Source organism: Alcaligenes endophyticus, from assembly GCF_026344035.1.
In the GTDB taxonomy this organism is placed as follows: Bacteria; Pseudomonadota; Gammaproteobacteria; order Burkholderiales; family Burkholderiaceae_B; genus Alcaligenes; species Alcaligenes endophyticus.
In genome coordinates this window covers 766,215-785,051 of sequence record NZ_JAPKND010000001.1, presented here as the reverse complement: position 1 = coordinate 785,051, position 18,837 = coordinate 766,215, and the positions used below count along the sequence as shown (strand labels likewise).

At 50.7% G+C, this 18,837-nt stretch carries 18 protein-coding genes; 8 read left to right on the top strand and 10 right to left on the bottom strand.

Annotated features, from left to right (window positions below; all coding sequences use genetic code 11):
- Position 1: 1 nt before the first annotated feature.
- The 7 genes from aspS to OSH01_RS03545 all read left to right on the top strand — a co-directional run bounded on the left by aspS (position 2) and on the right by OSH01_RS03545 (position 10,255).
- Positions 2 to 1,792, top strand: a complete 1,791-nt coding sequence (aspS, locus tag OSH01_RS03575; protein ID WP_266122669.1) for an aspartate--tRNA ligase — start codon at positions 2 to 4, stop codon at positions 1,790 to 1,792.
- Positions 1,793 to 1,813: 21 nt separating this feature from the next.
- A complete protein-coding gene (locus tag OSH01_RS03570; protein ID WP_266122668.1) occupies positions 1,814 to 2,668 on the top strand; it encodes an endonuclease/exonuclease/phosphatase family protein in 855 nt (284 codons plus the stop codon).
- A 33-nt stretch (positions 2,669 to 2,701) separates the two neighbouring features.
- Complete coding sequence (gene clsB, locus OSH01_RS03565) at positions 2,702 to 3,934, top strand: cardiolipin synthase ClsB (protein WP_266122667.1); 1,233 nt, start codon at positions 2,702 to 2,704, stop codon at positions 3,932 to 3,934.
- A 117-nt stretch (positions 3,935 to 4,051) separates the two neighbouring features.
- A complete protein-coding gene (locus OSH01_RS03560; RefSeq protein ID WP_266122666.1) occupies positions 4,052 to 5,158 on the top strand; it encodes an S-(hydroxymethyl)glutathione dehydrogenase/class III alcohol dehydrogenase in 1,107 nt (368 codons plus the stop codon).
- Positions 5,159 to 5,303: 145 nt separating this feature from the next.
- Complete coding sequence (gene fghA / locus OSH01_RS03555; protein ID WP_266122665.1) at positions 5,304 to 6,200, top strand: S-formylglutathione hydrolase; 897 nt, start codon at positions 5,304 to 5,306, stop codon at positions 6,198 to 6,200.
- Between the two features lie 205 nt (positions 6,201 to 6,405).
- Positions 6,406 to 7,296 carry an RNA polymerase sigma factor RpoH gene (gene rpoH, locus OSH01_RS03550; protein WP_266122664.1) on the top strand — a complete coding sequence of 297 codons (891 nt, stop codon included), beginning with the start codon at positions 6,406 to 6,408 and terminating at the stop codon, positions 7,294 to 7,296.
- A gap of 337 nt (positions 7,297 to 7,633) precedes the next feature.
- Positions 7,634 to 10,255: a cation:proton antiporter gene (locus OSH01_RS03545; protein WP_266122663.1), complete on the top strand. Its 2,622-nt coding sequence runs from the start codon at positions 7,634 to 7,636 to the stop codon at positions 10,253 to 10,255.
- Positions 10,256 to 10,281: 26 nt separating this feature from the next.
- Here OSH01_RS03545 and OSH01_RS03540 read toward each other — a convergent pair whose 3' ends face one another.
- The 5 genes from OSH01_RS03540 to OSH01_RS03520 are packed head-to-tail and all read right to left on the bottom strand — an operon-like array spanning position 10,282 to position 14,270.
- Complete coding sequence (locus OSH01_RS03540; RefSeq protein ID WP_266122662.1) at positions 10,282 to 10,902, bottom strand: SCO family protein; 621 nt, start codon at positions 10,900 to 10,902, stop codon at positions 10,282 to 10,284.
- Between the two features lie 13 nt (positions 10,903 to 10,915).
- Positions 10,916 to 11,809 (bottom strand): heme o synthase, encoded by an 894-nt coding sequence (locus OSH01_RS03535; protein ID WP_376918080.1) that lies wholly within the window; start codon positions 11,807 to 11,809, stop codon positions 10,916 to 10,918.
- Positions 11,745 to 12,821 carry a COX15/CtaA family protein gene (locus OSH01_RS03530; protein WP_266122661.1) on the bottom strand — a complete coding sequence of 359 codons (1,077 nt, stop codon included), beginning with the start codon at positions 12,819 to 12,821 and terminating at the stop codon, positions 11,745 to 11,747. The genes OSH01_RS03535 and OSH01_RS03530 overlap by 65 nt, the downstream gene beginning before the upstream one ends.
- 5 nt (positions 12,822 to 12,826) lie before the next feature.
- Positions 12,827 to 13,453: an SCO family protein gene (locus tag OSH01_RS03525; protein WP_266122660.1), complete on the bottom strand. Its 627-nt coding sequence runs from the start codon at positions 13,451 to 13,453 to the stop codon at positions 12,827 to 12,829.
- A complete protein-coding gene (locus OSH01_RS03520; RefSeq protein ID WP_266122659.1) occupies positions 13,440 to 14,270 on the bottom strand; it encodes an SURF1 family protein in 831 nt (276 codons plus the stop codon). Before OSH01_RS03520 ends, OSH01_RS03525 begins: the two co-directional genes overlap by 14 nt.
- Positions 14,271 to 14,294: 24 nt before the next feature.
- Here OSH01_RS03520 and OSH01_RS03515 point away from each other — a divergent pair, with 24 nt between their 5' ends.
- The gene (locus tag OSH01_RS03515; RefSeq protein ID WP_266122658.1) at positions 14,295 to 14,501 is read left to right on the top strand and encodes a DUF2909 domain-containing protein; all 207 of its coding nucleotides are present in this window, start codon (positions 14,295 to 14,297) and stop codon (positions 14,499 to 14,501) included.
- An 8-nt stretch (positions 14,502 to 14,509) separates the two neighbouring features.
- Here OSH01_RS03515 and OSH01_RS03510 read toward each other — a convergent pair whose 3' ends face one another.
- Genes OSH01_RS03510 through coxB form a run of 5 tightly spaced genes read right to left on the bottom strand, consistent with a single transcriptional unit; the run spans position 14,510 to position 18,579 of the window.
- Positions 14,510 to 15,385, bottom strand: a complete 876-nt coding sequence (locus OSH01_RS03510; RefSeq protein WP_266122657.1) for a cytochrome c oxidase subunit 3 — start codon at positions 15,383 to 15,385, stop codon at positions 14,510 to 14,512.
- Positions 15,386 to 15,423: 38 nt separating this feature from the next.
- Positions 15,424 to 15,648 (bottom strand): DUF2970 domain-containing protein, encoded by a 225-nt coding sequence (locus OSH01_RS03505; protein ID WP_266122656.1) that lies wholly within the window; start codon positions 15,646 to 15,648, stop codon positions 15,424 to 15,426.
- A 1-nt stretch (position 15,649) separates the two neighbouring features.
- On the bottom strand, positions 15,650 to 15,763 hold the full coding sequence (locus OSH01_RS16570; RefSeq protein WP_435574919.1) for a cytochrome oxidase small assembly protein: 114 nt from the start codon (positions 15,761 to 15,763) through the stop codon (positions 15,650 to 15,652).
- Positions 15,764 to 15,774: 11 nt separating this feature from the next.
- Positions 15,775 to 17,364: a cytochrome c oxidase subunit I gene (gene ctaD, locus OSH01_RS03500; protein ID WP_266122655.1), complete on the bottom strand. Its 1,590-nt coding sequence runs from the start codon at positions 17,362 to 17,364 to the stop codon at positions 15,775 to 15,777.
- A gap of 54 nt (positions 17,365 to 17,418) precedes the next feature.
- Positions 17,419 to 18,579 carry a cytochrome c oxidase subunit II gene (gene coxB, locus OSH01_RS03495; RefSeq protein WP_266122654.1) on the bottom strand — a complete coding sequence of 387 codons (1,161 nt, stop codon included), beginning with the start codon at positions 18,577 to 18,579 and terminating at the stop codon, positions 17,419 to 17,421.
- Between the last annotated feature and the right edge of the window lie 258 nt (positions 18,580 to 18,837).

The following is an 18,837-nucleotide window of genomic DNA, read 5'->3' as shown; positions in this document are numbered from 1 at the left end:
GATGCGTACGTGTTATACCGGCGAGGTTTCTAAAGCATACCTGGGCCAGACGGTCACTTTATTTGGCTGGGTACATCGTCGCCGCGATCACGGAGGCGTAATTTTTATTGATTTACGTGATCGCGCTGGTTTGGCGCAAGTGGTTGTAAATCCCGATAACGCTCAGGCTTTTGAGATTGCGGAGCGCATCCGTAACGAGTTTTGCTTGCGTATTACCGGCACAGTACATGCAAGGCCAGAGGGTACCGTTAATCCCGACTTGCAATCGGGCGAGATCGAAATCATTTGCGATGAAATCGAAATTTTAAATGCTTCGATGACTCCTCCCTTTCAGCTCGATGATGACAATCTGTCGGAAACCACACGTTTGACGCACCGAGTCCTAGATTTGCGCCGTCCGCAAATGCAGAACAACTTGATGCTGCGTTATCGCGTCGCGATGGAGTCACGCAAGTTTTTGGATGAGCTTGGCTTTATTGATATCGAAACACCGATGCTCACCAAAAGCACGCCTGAAGGTGCGCGCGATTACCTTGTGCCGTCGCGTGTGAATGCGGGCGAGTTTTTTGCCCTGCCTCAATCACCACAGCTATTTAAACAAATGTTGATGGTGTCTGGGTTTGACCGTTACTACCAGATCACTAAATGTTTTCGCGACGAAGATTTGCGTGCCGATAGGCAGCCTGAGTTTACGCAAATCGACTGCGAAACGTCTTTTCTCACCGAAGAGCAGATCCGTGATATTTTCGAGTCCATGCTGCGCCATATCTTTAAAACGGTGCAGCAGGTCGAGTTGCCTGATCCATTCCCCACCATGACCTGGCACGAAGCCATGCGTTGCTATGGGTCAGATAAGCCTGATTTACGCGTTAAGCTTGAGTTCACTGATGTGGCCGACTTAATGCAGGACGTTGACTTCAAGGTGTTTTCGGCTCCGGCTAACGATCCTGGCTCACGCGTGGTCGCATTGCGGGTACCAGGTGGCGGTAGCATGCCTCGCAGTGAAATTGATGCCTACACAAAATTTGTGGGTATTTATGGTGCTAAAGGCTTAGCCTACATTAAAGTCAATGACATCACCGCCATTCCTGAAGGATTGCAATCACCTATCGTGAAGAACATTCACACTGATGCTTTGCAAAAACTGCTCGAGCGTACCGGTGCTCAAAATGGTGATTTGATTTTCTTTGGCGCTGATAAAACCTCTGTGGTCAACGATGCGATAGGGGCGTTGCGCATCAAGATTGGTCATAGTGAATTCGGTCGCGAACAGGGCTTATTAGAAAAATCCTGGAAGCCATTGTGGGTGGTGGACTTCCCCATGTTTGAATACGACGCCGAAGAAGGTCGTTACACGGCTGCGCACCATCCTTTCACTAGTCCTAAAGATGGCCACGAGGAATACCTTGAGACCGATCCCAGTCAAGCCTTAGCGAAAGCCTATGATCTTGTGCTGAATGGCTGGGAAATAGGCGGCGGATCGGTGCGTATCCACCGTGCAGAGATTCAAAGTAAAGTATTTAATGCGTTGAAGATCGGTCCTGAAGAGGCTAACCTGAAATTTGGCTTCTTGTTAGATGCGCTCCAGTACGGTGCCCCGCCACACGGTGGATTGGCATTTGGCTTGGATCGCCTGGTTACCCTAATGGCAGGGGCCGACTCTATTCGTGATGTGATTGCTTTCCCTAAAACGCAGCGTGCACAGTGTCTGTTAACCCAGGCACCGTCCGAAGTAGATGAAAAGCAGTTACGTGAGCTGCATATACGTCTGCGAGCGGTAGAGCCTAAGTAAGTTGTTTATTCAGGAGGGCCGGTGTCGATTATCCGCGTAGTAAGTTACAACATACACAAAGGTAAGTCAGCAACGGGGGGACGTGACTCATTAGCTGACTTGCGTCTGGGCCTGTACGGACTGGCCCCGGACCTTCTGTTTTTACAAGAAGTGCAAGGTCGAAACGACTTGCGCGGTAACCTTGACGCGCAGCACGAGTCCCTAGCTGCTGCGCTATGCATGAATACGGCGTATGGTTGTAATGCAGTGCGACAACACACCGATCACGGGAATGCCTTGTTGTCGCGCTTCCCTATTCTGCAGTACGAAAATCAAGATATTTCCGATCACCGCCTTGAGCAGCGAGGGCTGTTGCATGCGGTGATTGATGTGGGCGGGCGACCTGTGCATTGTATCGTGGTGCATCTGGGCCTGTTTAAAAGCGGGCGCACGCGGCAAACGCAAGCACTACTAGATCGGATTAAACGCATTGTGCCCGATGATGAGCCCTTGCTTATTGCGGGTGACTTTAACGACTGGAACAACCGTTTGGCCCCTATTTTCGTTGAGCAATTGGGGCTGTACGAGGTGTTTTCTTTTTCCCCTCAGGGGCCAGATGACTCGCGGTTTCGCTTGCGGGCACCCTTAAATTGGCTCAAAGCGAGTCGCAGTGCAGGGTTACCCGGCGAGGCCGCTAGTGCCATTGAGCTGGGCGCTAATGGGGCGGCTCGTATGACGCCCCCGCCACGCACTTTTCCTTCGATTTTTCCATGGCTACGCTTAGATCGTGTTTACCAACGTGGCTTTGCTGTTCGTAATGCGAAGGTATTGCAAGGCAGCCCTTGGACGCAGTTGTCTGATCATTCACCTATACTGACCGAACTCGAACTTCCTTAATCCCGTCGGCTTATTTTCTAAGGCGGTATGCCTATGTCTAAGTTGCTCCGTCGTTTATCCTGGACCACAGGTAATCAGGTGGAGCTATTACACAATGGCGGTGAGTTCTTTCCGGCCTTGTGCTTAGCGATTGATCAAGCACAGGTCAGTGTTCATCTGGAAACGTATATTTTTAGGCTAGATCACGCCGGTCAGGCTGTGCTGGACAGCTTAAAACGCGCTTGCGCGCGCGGGGTACGGGTGCGTGTAGTGGTGGACGGCTTTGGCAGTGCTAAGGATTTAACGCGCTTAGCGGAGCAGTTTGCACGGATGAAGGCGCGTTTTCGTATTTACCGTCCTCCTCCTCGTGCGTGGCGCGATAGTTGGCTAAGCTTGCGCCGTTTACGTCGCCTGCATCGTAAAGTAGCGGTGATTGATGGGACGATTGGCTTTGTAGGGGGCATTAATATTCTGGATGACTTTCAGGATGTACCCAATGTTACTGGTCAAGCTAGCCCCCGGTTTGACTTTGCAGTACGCTGCACTGGGCCGGTTGTTGCTGGGCTAGAACGGGCCCAATATGCACTGTGGTTACGTATGTCGTGGCGTCGCCGTACCGATTGGGATACGTTCACCCAGCGGTTTCAGCTTTGGGCACAGCGCCGTCAGCAACGCCTGCGTATGCGTTATCAGTCGCAGGTCACAGCCGAAGGGCGTACGGCGCTGTTGCTACGCGACAATGTGCGCCATAGGCAGAGTATAGAGCGCGCGTATTTGCACCTGTTAGCGCAAGCCAGCGAAGAGGTCATTATTGCGAATGCCTATTTTTTTCCCGGTCGTCGCTTGCGTAAAGCACTTAAACAAGCGGCCCTACGTGGTGTGCGTGTACGTTTATTGCTGCAAGGGCATGCCGAATATTTTTGGCAGTATCGTGCTAGCTGTGCCTTGTACCAAGAGCTGTTAGATAATGGTTTAGAGCTTTATGAGTATCAGGCTAGCTACCTGCATGCTAAGGTGGCGGTAATAGATGGCTACGCCATGGTGGGCTCGTCCAACCTAGACCCTTTTAGCCTTTTACTTGCACGTGAAGCAAACTTGTTGCTGGCCGATACAGACTTCACGCGGCGATTACGAACCATTTTAGAGCATGAGCTAAGTACGCATGCCAGTCAGGTAGCGGCCGATGTTTGGTTGCGACGAGGCTGGCTTGGGCGTTGGGTAGATACCTGCGCATATGGCCTTCTGCGGCTTGGAGTGTTACTTACCGGTAAGTCGTCGCGTTACTGATGATGAGTGCATGTCGAGTAAATGTTTATACATATATGTAGATTTTTGCATATAGATTTAATTGCTCTAGGCTTATATCATCAGTATTTTTGCAGCAACACATACCAGGAGGAAATCATGAAAACACGCGCAGCAGTTGCCTGGAGGGCGGGTGAGCCGCTCACCATCGAGGACGTTGAACTGAGCGGCCCGAAGGCAGGTGAAGTGTTAGTGGAAATCAAAGCCACTGGTATTTGCCACACTGATCTCTACACTTTGTCAGGCGCTGATCCCGAAGGCCTGTTCCCGGCGATTTTAGGCCACGAGGGGGCGGGTGTCGTGCTGGAGACAGGGCCTGGTGTTAGCAGTCTGCGTCCCGGCGACCACGTGATTCCTTTATATACACCTGAGTGTCGTCAATGTAAGTCGTGTTTGTCGCGTAAGACGAACTTGTGTACAGCCATTCGAGCTACACAGGGCAAAGGTTTAATGCCCGATGGTACCTCGCGCTTTACCATTGGTGGAAAACCGGTGCATCACTACATGGGTACGTCCACCTTTGCCAATCACATTGTGGTGCCCGAAATAGCATTAGCAAAAATCCGTAACGATGCTCCGTTTGATAAGGTGTGCTATATCGGCTGCGGAGTGACCACAGGCTTGGGGGCCGTACTGTTTACTGCCAATGTTGAGGCCGGTGCGAACGTGGTGGTTTTTGGTTTGGGCGGTATTGGTTTGAACGTGATTCAAGGCGCCAAAATGGTGGGTGCGAATAAAATCATTGGGGTCGATTTGAATCCCGAACGTGAAGCCATGGCGCGTAAGTTTGGTATGACCGATTTTGTGAACCCCAACGAGGTGGAAAACGTCGTCGACCATATTATTCAGCTTACCGATGGCGGCGCTGACTATAGCTTTGAGTGCGTGGGTAATACCAAAGTGATGCGTCAGGCACTTGAGTGTTGTCACCGTGGCTGGGGGCAGTCCATCATTATTGGTGTTGCCGAAGCCGGGGCCGAGATTCAAACTCGTCCTTTCCAGTTGGTGACAGGCCGTGTCTGGAAAGGCTCCGCTTTTGGTGGCGCCCGTGGGCGTACCGATGTACCTAAAATTGTCGATTGGTACATGGAAGGTAAGATCAATATTGACGATTTGATTACTCATCATCTGCCCTTAGAACGTATTAACGAGGGCTTTGACCTGATGACCCGCGGTGAATCAATTCGTTCTGTGGTTGAATTTTAAGCACTGATTAGTAGGTAGACAGGCAGGCGCTGGGCGAGTGGGCGTCATCAACATCTGTCTCATAGTCCTAGCGCCTTTTCTGGGCGCTATTTACTCAACCCTGTGACAAGCTGGCCTAATCAGCAAGTCCTGTTTTGGAGTCATTATGAGTCACAGTCTTGAACTGTTAAGCGAACACCGTTGCTTTGATGGTTGGCAGCGTTTTTACAAGCATGAGTCGCAAGCCATAGGTTTACCTATGCGGTTTTCTGTTTATTTGCCACCGCAATTGCAGGCACAAGCAGAAAAAGATGCCACAAGTGGCGCCGCCTTAATGGGCCAGGGCAAAGTTCCTGTATTGTTCTTCTTGGCAGGGCTGACCTGCACAGAAGAAACGTTCATGATTAAAGCGGGTGCTCAACGTTATGCGGCTGAGCACGGCTTGATGTTAATCACTCCGGATACCAGCCCTCGCGGTGCGGGTGTAGAAGGTGAAACTGATCATTGGGACCTGGGTGTAGGAGCCGGCTTTTATTTGGATGCGACCCAACCTGGTTGGAATCAAAACTACCGCATGGAAAGCTATGTTACGCAAGAGCTTTTCGAGATTGCGACACAAGTGTTGCCCGGTGACAGTCAACGCATGGGCATTTTTGGTCACTCGATGGGAGGGCACGGTGCGCTGACATTGGCATTGCGTCACCCAGGAAAATATCAGTCGGTTTCCGCGTTTGCGCCTATTTGTGCACCGTTACAATGCCCTTGGGGTGAAAAAGCCTTTAGCACTTATTTGGGGGCAGACAAGGCGGTATGGGCGGAGCATGACGCCAGTGTCTTAATGAGCAAGGTGCGCAATCCTTATCCTGCTGGAATTCTGGTCGACCAAGGCTTGGCAGATAACTTTTTGCCCACCCAGTTATATCCCGAAGCCTTCGAGCAAGCGTGTCAGCAAGCGGGGCAGCCGTTAACGCTACGTCGTCATGAAGGATATGACCATGGGTACTACTTTATCGCCACCTTTATACAAGATCATATGGAATTTCATGCCCGTCATCTGAAGTAAATACTTCTTGGGTAGAATGCAAGTTCGTCCAGCTTAGGTTGGACGAACGTAAAAATGGGTTGAACTTTTTTACCGTGGCTGTATCTAAACACAGTATTAAAGATTAGCACTCATGCTCAACGAGTGCTAGAATCAAGAAGTTATCCTCTGTTCAATTGTCTAATTTCTTGTACCCAAGAGCCTTTGACAATATAAGGAATCGCCCATGACATATGACACGCAAGCTGTGGCCTTAGCGCCAAGTAATGATCTTGTCGCAGCCGTCGCCAACCCCGGCGCCTTGGGCACCATAGAAGCGTATATTAGCGCGGTGCAGCGTATGCCTATGCTGACAGCCGAGCAAGAAGCAGAATACGGACGTAACTTGCGCGATCACGATGATCTAGAAGCCGCCCGTAGTCTTATTATGTCGCATTTGCGCTTGGTGGTGTCTATTGCCCGCCAGTACCTAGGCTATGGCCTGCCGCATGCCGACCTGATACAAGAAGGTAATGTAGGCTTAATGAAAGCCGTTAAGCGTTTTGACCCAGATCGTGGTGTGCGTCTGGTTTCGTTCGCTGTGCACTGGATTAAAGCAGAAATCCATGAATATGTGGTGCGCAATTGGCGCATGGTTAAGGTGGCCACTACCAAAGCACAGCGTAAATTATTTTTTAACTTACGTCGCATGACTCCAGATGGTCAAACCCTAGACCCTGAACAAATCGACGATATTGCCCGTGAATTAAACGTACGTCCTCAAGATGTCACCGAAATGGAAGTGCGTATGTCAGGCCACGATATGGGCTTAGATGCTCCCGTCGAAGACGAAGATATCTACGCACCTATTTCTTATTTATCTGACGACGATCTAGAGCCCTCACGGGTCCTTGAACAACGTGACAACGATCACTTGCAAAGCAGTGGGCTGGAAAGCGCACTGGAAGCGCTTGATGAACGCTCGCAGCGGATTGTACGTGCCCGTTGGCTGCAAGACGATGGCACCGCCACCTTACATGACTTGGCGGGCGAGTTTGGTGTCTCGGCAGAACGGATACGCCAAATTGAAGCAGCGGCGTTTAAAAAGTTGCGTTTAGCGTTAGCCACTGCGGCGTAAGCGTGGCAAAAAACAGTTACACTTTAGCCGGGAGATCAGGCGAACTAAGTTGAAGCATTGAGGACTAACCCTTATACACATTGATTATTACGTTGATGTGTATCGTCCGCTTCTGCTTCTCCTCTTCCCCTCCCTTTTGAAGCGGATGTTTTCTAAGGCACCTGTTACTCAGGTGCCTCTTTTTTTATATATTTTGCATTTCCTTCCCTAGCTTGTCGTACGTACACGATAGAATACGACGGTATAGCGAAGGCCTCAGAGCTATTCTGAGTTCTATGTCGCTATCGTTAAGGGTTATGTCCCGCTACAGCCCATGGTAGAGCGTGGGAGGAAAAAAATGCAGATTGAGCAGTTTGTTTTTGGCGTCGCTGGTTTACTGGCACTGGTTGCTTTTATGCCGGTGTTAGCCGGCCGCTTGCGGTTACCGTACTCTGTATTACTGGCAATTATCGGTTTTGCTCTTGGGGTGACGTTGCACCTGCACCAATGGGCACCCAAAGTGCTGGGCGACTTTCTGAATACTCTCCAGGCTTTTCAGATTTCCTCCGAAACCTTTCTTTATCTGTTCTTGCCCATCTTATTGTTTGAGACGTCGCTGTCTATGAATTTACGGCGTTTACTGGACGATGTAGGCGCTATTTTAATGATGGCAGTCGTGGCAGTAGTGGTCTGTACGTTTGCCGTGGGTTTTGCCCTGAACGAAGCCTCGCATTATGGTCTGTTGGTATGTTTGCTGTTAGGCGCCATCGTTGCCACCACTGATCCCATCGCTGTTGTAGGGGTTTTTCGCGAGGTGGGCGCGCCCAAGCGTTTATCTACCTTAGTAGAAGGTGAGGCGCTCTTTAACGACGCGGCTTCAATCGCACTGTATACCGTTCTACTAGCGGTGCTCACGCAAGGTGGCCATTTATCCGGATCTTTGGTTTTACAAACATTTTTAGTGAGTTTCCTTGGTGGAGGCTTGGCAGGTTATTTCTTTGGGGTGCTAGCCAATCAGTTATTTATTGTTTTGCGGGGCTGGCCCGCTGCAGAGGTAACATTAACGATTGCACTGGCCTATCTTTCTTATTTTGTGTCTGAGCATTATCTACAGGTGTCGGGCGTCGTGGCTACCGTTATTGCTGGCTTGGTAGTGGGCTCTAACGGGCGCACGCGGATGTCGCCGGTAACCTTTGAGCTGCTACGTAGTTCTTGGACGCAGATGGGTTTTTTAGCCAATTCGCTCATTTTCCTTTTTGCCGCCATGCTGATTCCTCGACTGATGGCTGACATCAGTTGGAAACAGGTGTTTTTAATTGTTTTGTTGTTTGCGGTCACCTTGTTAGCTCGTGCAGTGATGGTTTTTGGCGTCTTACCTTTGCTGGGCCGTACGCGTTTCGGTAATAAAGTCAGTGCTCCGTATTGCACGGTGATCTTGTGGGGTGGTTTGCGCGGTGCAGTCTCGCTTGCCTTGGCGTTGGCGGTGACAGAACAGCAGGCTTTACCGTATGAGATGCGGCAGTTTATCGGGGTGGCGGCGACAGGCTTTGTATTGATGACATTATTCATCAATGGTATGACGCTGCGACCGCTTATCCGAGCATTGAAGCTCGACCGCCTAAGTCCTGTGGAAAGCAGCATACGTGATCAAGCGGTGGTGTTGGCCCTCGATGACTTACAAGAACGTATCCAAGGCTTTGCTCACAGCGAAAATATCCCCGATTCAATTACTAAACGTGTCAGTAACGTATTTGATTCGGCTCGTTCAAGCGTGGCCCTGCCGCATATACAGGCTCTTACCCTAGAGCAAAAAATCAATATTGGTATGGGAATGTTGATCTCCCATGAAATTGAGAAATATTATGAGCAGTTAAGCGCGCAAGTAGTTGATTGGAAAAGTGCAGAAACTTTGCTGGCCCGCGCCGAAAGCCTAGCAGATGCCGTTCGGGGTGGCGGTATAGCTGGCTACGAGGCCGCCATAGCGCGAGATATGCGTTATAGCTATCGCTTCAGAGTAGCATTGCGTTTGCATTACTTGTTTGGTTTTCAGGCTTGGTTGGCTTTTGAACTTGGCCAGCGTTTCAGTAATTTAATGGTCAAGTCGGTGATTACTCGTCGTTTGACGGCATTCATCCATACGGAACTTAAGCCTTTACTCGGCGACGAGGCATCAGATCGCATACTTGAAATACATAATTTGCGGGTTAAACAGTTGGAAGTGTCGTTGCACGCCTTGAGCCTGCAATACCCTGCTTTTTCGCATTGGCTACAAGAACGTTATTTGGCGCGTATTGTGGCAGCCCAAGAGCGCAGCCGCTATCGCAGCATGTTGTCGCAAGCCTTAATCAGCAGCGAACTGTACGTAGAGTTGGTACGAGAATGCGATGCGCGGTGGTCATACGTGAGCAAACGCCCCGACGTGGACTTCATTATGAGCGCTGCAGACCTCATTCAGCGGGTACCCATGTTGCAAGGCGTAAAGCCAGAAACGCTTAAACATTTGCTCAAAAAAATGAGGCCGCGTCTAACGTTACCGGGGCAGCAAGTGCATTTGCGCCAGGGCAGTACGCACAATATGTATTTTATTGCCTCGGGGGCTTTATCAGTGGATTTGCCTGATGGTACTCAGATAGAGCTTGGAACGGGTAATACAGTGGGTGAGCTCACGATGCTGTCGGGGGTAGACCTTGAAGGAACCGTGCGCTCGCTCAGCTATAGCCGTTTATTGATGCTGCACGGCAAGGATTTTGAGTCCCTAATGGAGCAGGATCCGTTGTTGAAAGAGAAAATGCAGGCAGTCGCTGCGCAACGCAAGCGAGCTTATGAGGTCTGGCGCGAGTATCAACAAGGCAAGTTTGAGCCTACTACTGACAAGCCTGTGTTTCAAGTGGCAACGGCTCTTAGTGCTGCATCGGAGTTTGTGGGGCCTATGTCGCCCACCGATCCAGTATTGCCACGCAGTACGGATATGCCGCACTAAGTACAAGCCTCTGTAAGCTGGTGATGCTATGGGTTAGGGAGCACTAGACGTATATCATGGGCGAGTTCTTCAGGGGTGGCGTCACCTCGTAGTAGCGAGCGTGCTTCCCCTTGTGGATCGATGATGTAAAACGAGGAAGAGTGATCCATGGTGTATTGCCCCGGTTTTGCTCCAGGGGCACGTGCATAAAAAGCTTTAAAGGATTTAGCGGTTTTGGCTAACTGTGCTTCCGAACCCGTCAGCCCATCGAAGTCGTCGTGAAAAATTTGTACGTAGTCTTTCAAGACATTTGGTGTGTCACGTGCGGGGTCCACAGTAATCATCAGAACCTGTGTTTTACTGGCATCAGGGCCCAGTAAATCGATAGCTTGTGCGAGTTGCGTCATGGCAGTCGGGCAAATATCTGGGCATTGTGTAAAACCGAAAAATCCCACCACTACTTTACCTTTGTAGTCTTTCAGACTGCGTGGCTGACCTGCTGTGTCCACCATGTCGAGATCCTTGCCTAAATGCGAGCCAGTGATATCGCTACCCTTAAAAGGCAGGGTGGGTTGATCTGGGCTACAAGCGTTCAGACTGAGGGTAAGCACCGCTACGCCACTTAAAGCGAGGCAGCGTTTGATTAAGGTGGCAGCAGGTTTAAACATGATGGGTTACTAGTCACAAGAGAGGATTCAGCCAATGGTCTAACAGCAACGCTCCAAATAGCAGCGCTAAATAGACAATTGAATATCGAAATAGTTTACGCGCTAAGGTATCTGAATAGTCTTTATACAATTGGTGGGCAAGAAAGATAAAGCGTAGGCCTAGCGCTAATGCGGCACTCAGATACAGCAGGCCATTCATGAGTATGATATAGGGCAGCACGCTAGCAGCAAGTAAAACGTAGCTATACAGCACAATATGTAGACAAGTGAAGTGTTGCCCATGCGTTAACGGCAGCATAGGTAGACCGGCTTCTTTATAGTCATGACGGCGATATAAGGCCAAGGACCAAAAGTGCGGTGGCGTCCAAATAAAAATAATCAGCACCAGTAACCAAGCTTGGGCTGGGACTTGGTTAGCAATGGCGGCCCAACCTAGTGCGGGGGGCATGGCGCCAGCAAGCCCTCCAATTACTATGTTTTGCGGTGTCAGGGGTTTAAGTATGACGGTATACACCACGGCGTAACCGATAAAAGTGGCTAGAGTCAGCCACATGGTTAATGGGTTAACGCCATAACGGAGTATCAGTATGCCTGCACTGCCTAACAGCATGGAAAATACTAATGCTTGGTTTGAGCTAATTGTTCCGCTGGCCGTACCGCGCCTAGCCGTACGCAGCATACGTGCATCAAGCTCTCGCTCAATTAAACAGTTCAACGCGAAAGCGGCGGCGGCAAGCATCCATATGCCAACCGTGGCTGCCAGTACTGTTCCCGGGTCGGGCAAGCCTGGGCTGGCCAAGAACATACCAATAACGGCACAGAATACGGCCAGTTGGGTAACTTTAGGTTTGGTCAGTGCCAGGTATTGGCGCAGAGTGGAGTGAGGGGTGAGAGACTGACTCATCATAGCGCTTTCCTTGCAAAAATAAGGGGGGGTACGAGAGACGAATTAAGATCGTCACGCAGCTTAATACCAAGGCTGCGGCCCCCCCGTTGTGTAAAACGGCGATGAATAAAGGCCAACGAAAAAAAATGGTGCTCAGTCCAGTAATGAGTTGGGCGCACAGCAACCCCAACACCAAGGCTGCGTAGCGACGCAGAGCGGGGTCAGGTAGCAGTCGGTAGGCACTCACTCCCAATAGCAAAAACACGAGCCATGCGGTATTTCGGTGTACCCAGTGAATGGCAGTTAGAGCGTTTTGGGGTAGAGGCTCCCCTGAGGCTTGTAGGCCCAGAGGGCGCAAGAAGGTATACCCTTGTTGGAAGTCCATCTCGGGTATCCATTTGCCATGGCAGGTGGGAAAGTCCAAGCACGCTAACGCTGCATAGTTGCTGCTCACCCACCCACCTAGAGCGATCTGTATGATCAGCAAGCCAAGAGCGACAATAAGCCACGGACGCATTGCTTTGGAGGCGGCTGTGGGTGTTGGGTATGGGCTGGCCCGCGTGGCTAAACAAGTCATTAGTGCCAGCACGCTTATGCCTCCTAACAGATGAGTGGTGACAACGATAGGCATAAGCTTGTGGGTGACGGTCCAAGCGCCTAAAGCTCCTTGCAGACAAACAGTAAACAGTGTGAGAGTTGCCAGTGTGGCGGATTGCCGCAACGCTTTTTTGTGGCGCCATGCCATCCAGGCGATAGCGATAATCAGTAGGCCGAGACTAGCGCCGACGTAGCGGTGCACCATTTCTATCCAGGCCTTAACCCAGCTTACGGGACCATATGGCATCTCAAGGTAGGCGTTGTGTATGGCTTGGCTAGCGCCAAACGGGCTGATGCTGCCATAGCAGCCGGGCCAATCGGGGCAGCCTAAGCCCGAGTCACTCAGACGTACGAAGGCGCCAAACATAATGAGGTCTAGCGTTAAAAACCACGTTAGATACACAAGCGTGCGATAACGCCGTTCAATAGCACCCATGAAAACTATCCTATCCGTGAGTATTGCAACAGTTTGCTAAGATCTTTGCGAACTCGTAAGGGGTCGGCATCAGGAGGAAACATCAGCATTAGATTGCCGTTGGGATCAATCACCCACATACCCGCATGTAAGTCAGATACGTTGTGATCGTGGTGGAGGGGCAGGGGCAAGAAGTGCTGGAGTTGCTCAGTGGAGGCTCGTAGCATGTGTGTGCCCTGATAGGCCTGCTGAATACGTGCACTAGGGGTGATCTGATCGGTAATTAACCAGACGCGCGCTACGCGGCCTACGTTTTTACCTTGGCTGGCGTGTGAGTTACGTAAGATAAATAATTTGCGTACGCAGCTCTCGGGGCAGGCGCCTGAGTCTACGTTCAGCAAGACCCATTGCCCGCGTAGGCTTTGTAGGTCGAAGTTGTCACCTTGTAGGGTATGCAGGGTTAAGTCGGCCGCGCTCGGAACGGGCCGCTGCGGTTCAATCAAATGGCCATAATTACTTTGTCCAGGGGGGCGCAGGCCTAAAGCCGGTAAGTAGTAGGCGGCTAATGCAAACAGAAGAGGGGCTAGGCAAATGGCCATAATGCTATAAATAGGCCATAAACTGCGGCGCATAGTGGGGCTATGACTGGCCATGCGAATGATCCTTATAGGCAATAGAGGAAGGGTGGACATAGCTAGATGCTCGACGTATTTGTCGTAGGCGGTAGAGCAATCTGAAGCAGGCGAGTACAACAATTAATGCGAAACCAAACCATTGCAGCGCGTAACCGCGGTTTTGGTGATAGTTCAGGTTGGGGGTGGGCCAGTCTTGTAGTAAGGGGGGTGCGGGATTGAGTTGTGCTAGTACTGATGTATGAAATAGCAATCCACTGGCTTGCTCCATGTCTGCTACATCCAGGTTTTGTACCACCGGGGGCATGGCGTTAGTATCTGGTAATTGGGCTGGTAAACCATGACGTGCCTGTTTGGTACCGGGCAGTTCATATAACCGTGGCACATGCGTCCACATTTCTGCATCCAGCGAGACGGTGCCTTCTGCGGCAGGGGGTACTTTAATGGCTTGCTCGGTAGACCGTGGTAGCCAGCCTCGCAAGACCAATGCGGCACGCTTTGTATCAACTGGAGTATTTAGTAATAAAGGTGTCGCTACCCAGTAACCAGGACGACCTTGATAATTGCGGTTTTCTACGAGTACAGTTAAGTCATTACGCCACACACCCCGGAGCTGCACAGGTTGCCATGGTTGAGCCTTCTCCCAATCGTGTTGATGTTCAAGTAGCAACGGAGCCTGATGACGACCGGTAGTCATCGCGCTGGCCAACTGCTCGCGCTCTGCTCCACGCTGAATTTGCCATAAACCTAAAGTAATGAACAGCCCTGCGAGAAGCACCAAGGCAAGGATGCTTAAGCGGTAGATAGTTAAACTGCGGTGTGGTGTTGGCTGTCCCATTCCTACTCCCTGCGAGGTATTACGATGCAATGGTCAGTGTTATTCGTCTTCTTGGGTATAGTGCTTGCTTTAGGGGTGGCTTTGTTTTTTCTCCTTAAAGACCAGAGTGGCGGTGCGCGTATGGCTTATGCGTTGGCAGTGCGCGTTGGGTTATCGATTGCCCTCTTTTTGTTGGTATTGCTAGCGCATTTTGCAGGTTACTTACCGGGTACGGGGGTAGCCTGGTATTAACATAGCGGCTAAAACCAGTACACATACAAATACAATCCTAGCCAGACCACATCGACAAAGTGCCAATACCAAGCAGCGCCTTCGAAACCAAAATGATGCTTGGCCGTAAAGTGCCCGCGCAGTAAGCGGATCAGTATCACGGTTAGCATGGTGGCGCCAATGATGACGTGTAAGCCATGAAATCCAGTGAGCATGTAAAACAACGACCCATAAGCACCTGAGGTGAATTTCAAATTCAACTCGGTATAGGCATGATGGTATTCATAGGCTTGGCAAGCAACAAACACGAACCCTAAGCTGACGGTGATAGCCAGCCAGACGATGGCGGCTACGCGCTTACTTGCTCGTATGGCGTAGTGTGCCAAGGTTAGCGTTACCCCAGAACTTAGCAGTAGAGCGGTGTTAATGGTTGGTAGCCATAGAGGGCCTACGACTTCGAAGGGGGCGATGGCATTACCCGGCCCCTGATTAGGCCATATGCCATGAAAATCGGGCCAAAGTAAAAGCCGATGTTCCAAATTGCCCAAGGTGGGGGTGGCAATTTCACGCGTGTACCAAAGAGCACCGAAAAAAGCCGAAAAAAACATGATCTCGGAAAAAATGAACCACGCCATGCTCCAGCGATAGGCGGAGTCTACTCGCTGGCCATACAAGCCTGATTCAGACTCCTGTATGGCGTCGCCGAACCAGAGGTACAGCACCACGAAAAGACCAAATAAACCCACCAAAAATAAGTAAAAGCCAGGCAGGTAATCATTGATCCACAACGCCGCCCCCAACAAAATTAAGGCGAGTGCAAGGCTAGCTCGTACAGGGTGGGCAGATAAGCCAGGCACGTAATAGTAGGGGGCTTGGCGAACATCAACTCGGGGCTCGACACTCATGTTGTGCTCCTTCGCTGCGTCAGACGCAAGCAGTGGACTTAGGTATAAAAGTGACTCAAATAGCGAGCTATGGCAATTAGCACGACGATAAATAACAAGGCAGCAAGCAAGGCCGACACGATTAAAACGACGGGATTAACACGGCTTATGTCGTCTTGATGGCCTTGTCCACGACGCAATCCCAAGGCTCCCCAAGCAATCGCTTTTAGGGTCTGCCATAAGCTCAGTTTGCGGCGTGCAATCTTACGAAAGTCTTTATCCATATCACGCTCGCAGTAGGTAGGCACCGCGGAAAAGCGCCCACCCTGAAATGGCGCATACCAGTAGCACCAAAATAAAGGCCAAGCGGCGATTGCGGCGGCGTTGCTCAGGCGTCATGTTGGGGCTCCTTAAGGAATAACGGGAGGGGTCTCAAAGGTATGATGAGGTGCGGGTGAAGGCACCGTCCACTCGAGCCCTTCGGCTCCATCCCACGGTTTGGCAGGGGCGATAGCCCCTTTTCCCCGTGCAGCTTGAACGACGATATACAATAAGATCAACTGACTAAAACCAAACCAAAATGCGCCAATGGTGGCAATTTTATGGAAGTCAGTGAATTGAGCCGCATAGTCGGCATAACGCCGCGGCATGCCTGCTAAGCCTAAAAAATGCATGGGAAAGAACGTGATATTGAAAGAAATCATCGTGAACCAGAAATGGATCTTTCCCAGTCGCTCGTTATACATGCGCCCTGTCCACTTAGGTAGCCAATAATAGGCTCCACCGAACAGGGCAAATAGTGAGCCGGCCACTAGCACATAATGGAAATGCGCCACCACGTAATAGGTATCGTGAACCGCTATATCGATGGGAGCTACCGCTAGGATAAGGCCCGTGAACCCCCCGACAGTAAATACAAAGATAAAGCCAATCGCAAAGAGCATGGGCGTTTCAAAACTGAGTGAACCACGCCACATAGTGGCTACCCAGTTAAAAATCTTAACGCCAGTGGGGATGGCAATAAGCATGGTGGAGTACATGAAATAGAGTTGCCCAGTGACGGGCAAACCGGTTGCAAACATATGGTGTGCCCAGACCAGAAAAGAGAGCACCGCAATGGCGGCCGTAGCGTAAATCATGGACGCATAGCCAAACAAAGGCTTGCGTGAAAAGGCCGGCACTATCGCAGAAACAATTCCAAAAGCCGGCAATATCATGATGTAGACTTCAGGGTGGCCGAAGAACCAAAAAATATGCTGGTACAGCACAGGGTCACCCCCGCCGGCTGCGTTGAAGAAATGGGTGCCAAAATGCCTATCGGTAAGGAGCATGGTGACGGCTGCAGCCAAAACAGGCATCACGGCAATAAGTAGATAGGCAGTGATCAGCCACGTCCAGCAAAACAGTGGCATTTTCATCATGCTCATGCCCGGGGCACGCATATTTAATACGGTCACGATGATATTAATAGCCCCCATAATCGAAGAGGCCCCTAGCAGGTGGACAGCAAAGATAGTGAAATCCATGCCGGGCCCCATCTGCAGGGAAAGCGGGGCATACATCGTCCAGCCCGTGGCGGGGGCACCACCAGGAACAAAAAACGATAAGGTGAATAAAAGCCCGCCAACTGGTAAGAGCCAGAAGCTAAAGTTATTCATGCGGGCAAAGGCCATATCCGATGCCCCAATTTGCAGTGGAATCATCCAATTGGCAAAGCCTACAAAGGCCGGCATGATAGCGCCAAAAATCATGATTAAGCCATGCATAGTGGTGAACTGATTAAACAGCTCTGGACGGAAAAATTGCAGGCCAGGGGAAAAGAGTTCCGTGCGAACCAATAGAGCTAACACCCCTCCTTCGAGTAGCATCGCGAAGGAGAAAATTAAATACATGGTTCCGATGTCTTTATGATTCGTGGCAAATAACCACCTTCGCCATCCATGTGGCATCGCGTGCTCGTCTTGGACGGGCTGCCGAGGGTCTGCGGTAAGGCTGCTCATGTTGTCTCCTTCCTGCCAGTGTGCGGTTCTCTCGTAGGGTAGCTAGGGTGATGCTTAGCGTTGAGCGCTGACATCCTTAGGCAAGACCACGGGGTCAGGCCCTTTGCCAGCATTACTCCATGCATTGCGGGTGTAGGTAATGACAGCAGCGATTTCCACCTCGCTGAGTCGGTCTCGAAAAGCGGCCATAGCGGTGCCGGGATGTCCATTGAGCACAGTAAGGATCTGTTCTTTCATGGGGGCTAATACATATTGTTCATTGCCATCAAGGGCAGGGAACGTATTGGCCACGCCTTCGCCTTGGGCTTGATGACACGAAGCACAGTTGGCCTGGAAAACTTGTTTACCCTTATCGATCAGTTCTTCTTTGGACCATTCTTTATCGGGATCGTCAGCGGCGGCTTGTAGTGCGACCTGTTGTTGGGCGACCCAAGCGTCATAATCAGTCTGCTCTACTACCTTGACCACGATGGGCATGAAAGCATGATCACGCCCACACAGTTCGGCACATTGTCCGCGGTACGTGCCTACTTTGTTTGCACGAAACCAGCTATCTCTTAAAAACCCCGGAATGGCATCTTGCTTGACACCCAAATCTGGCACCATCCACGAGTGAATCACATCCGCAGCAGTGACGATCACGCGTATTTTTTTATCCACAGGGACTACCAGAGGGTTGTCTACCTCCATTAAGTAGGTGTTGCTGCGCGGTTCTCGTCCTTCTATCTGCGCTCTTGGCGTAGACAAGGTAGATAGAAACTGAACTCCAGTCGCGGGCCCATCCAGATACTCATAGCCCCACTTCCATTGGTAGCCGGTGGCTTTAACGGTAAGGTCAGCACTGCTGGTGTCTTTCATCGCCACGACGGTTCGGGTAGCGGGTAAGGCCATGCCAATAACGATAAGAAAGGGAATTACCGTCCAGGCAACTTCTACACCGATATGCTCATGAAACGTCGCTGGCACCGCCCCTTTGGACTTACGATGTCGGACAATGGCGTAAAACATCACCCCAAATACACCAAGAAAGATAATGGCGCAGATGATCAGCATCATCCAATGCAGCCACGCAATATCAGCGGAAATCGGCGTCACCCCTTGGGGAAGGTTGAGCTGATTGACTTTAGGCCCACCGGGCATGTCGCTTACCTGAGCGTGTGTTAGGCGCGTGGTCAGACATAGGGCGCTAATTAAATAGGGTTTCCACTTCTTCATGTTGTCCCTCATTGTCGCGTTGCAAAGCCGGACAGTTCCGGTGACTTCGACTACGTAGAAAACAAACTCGAAACGAAACAGCGTTAATATTTATATTTATGCCATGTCAATAACATGGGTGCAGGCTGTGATGCAGATAATTTCTATTTTTATTCTTATAACGCAAATTCTAGCGCCGACTCACCCTCTGAAACAAGAGCAGAATATTTCTTTTGATAACAAACTTCGACTAAACAGCAATAATTCCGTAAGTGCTCT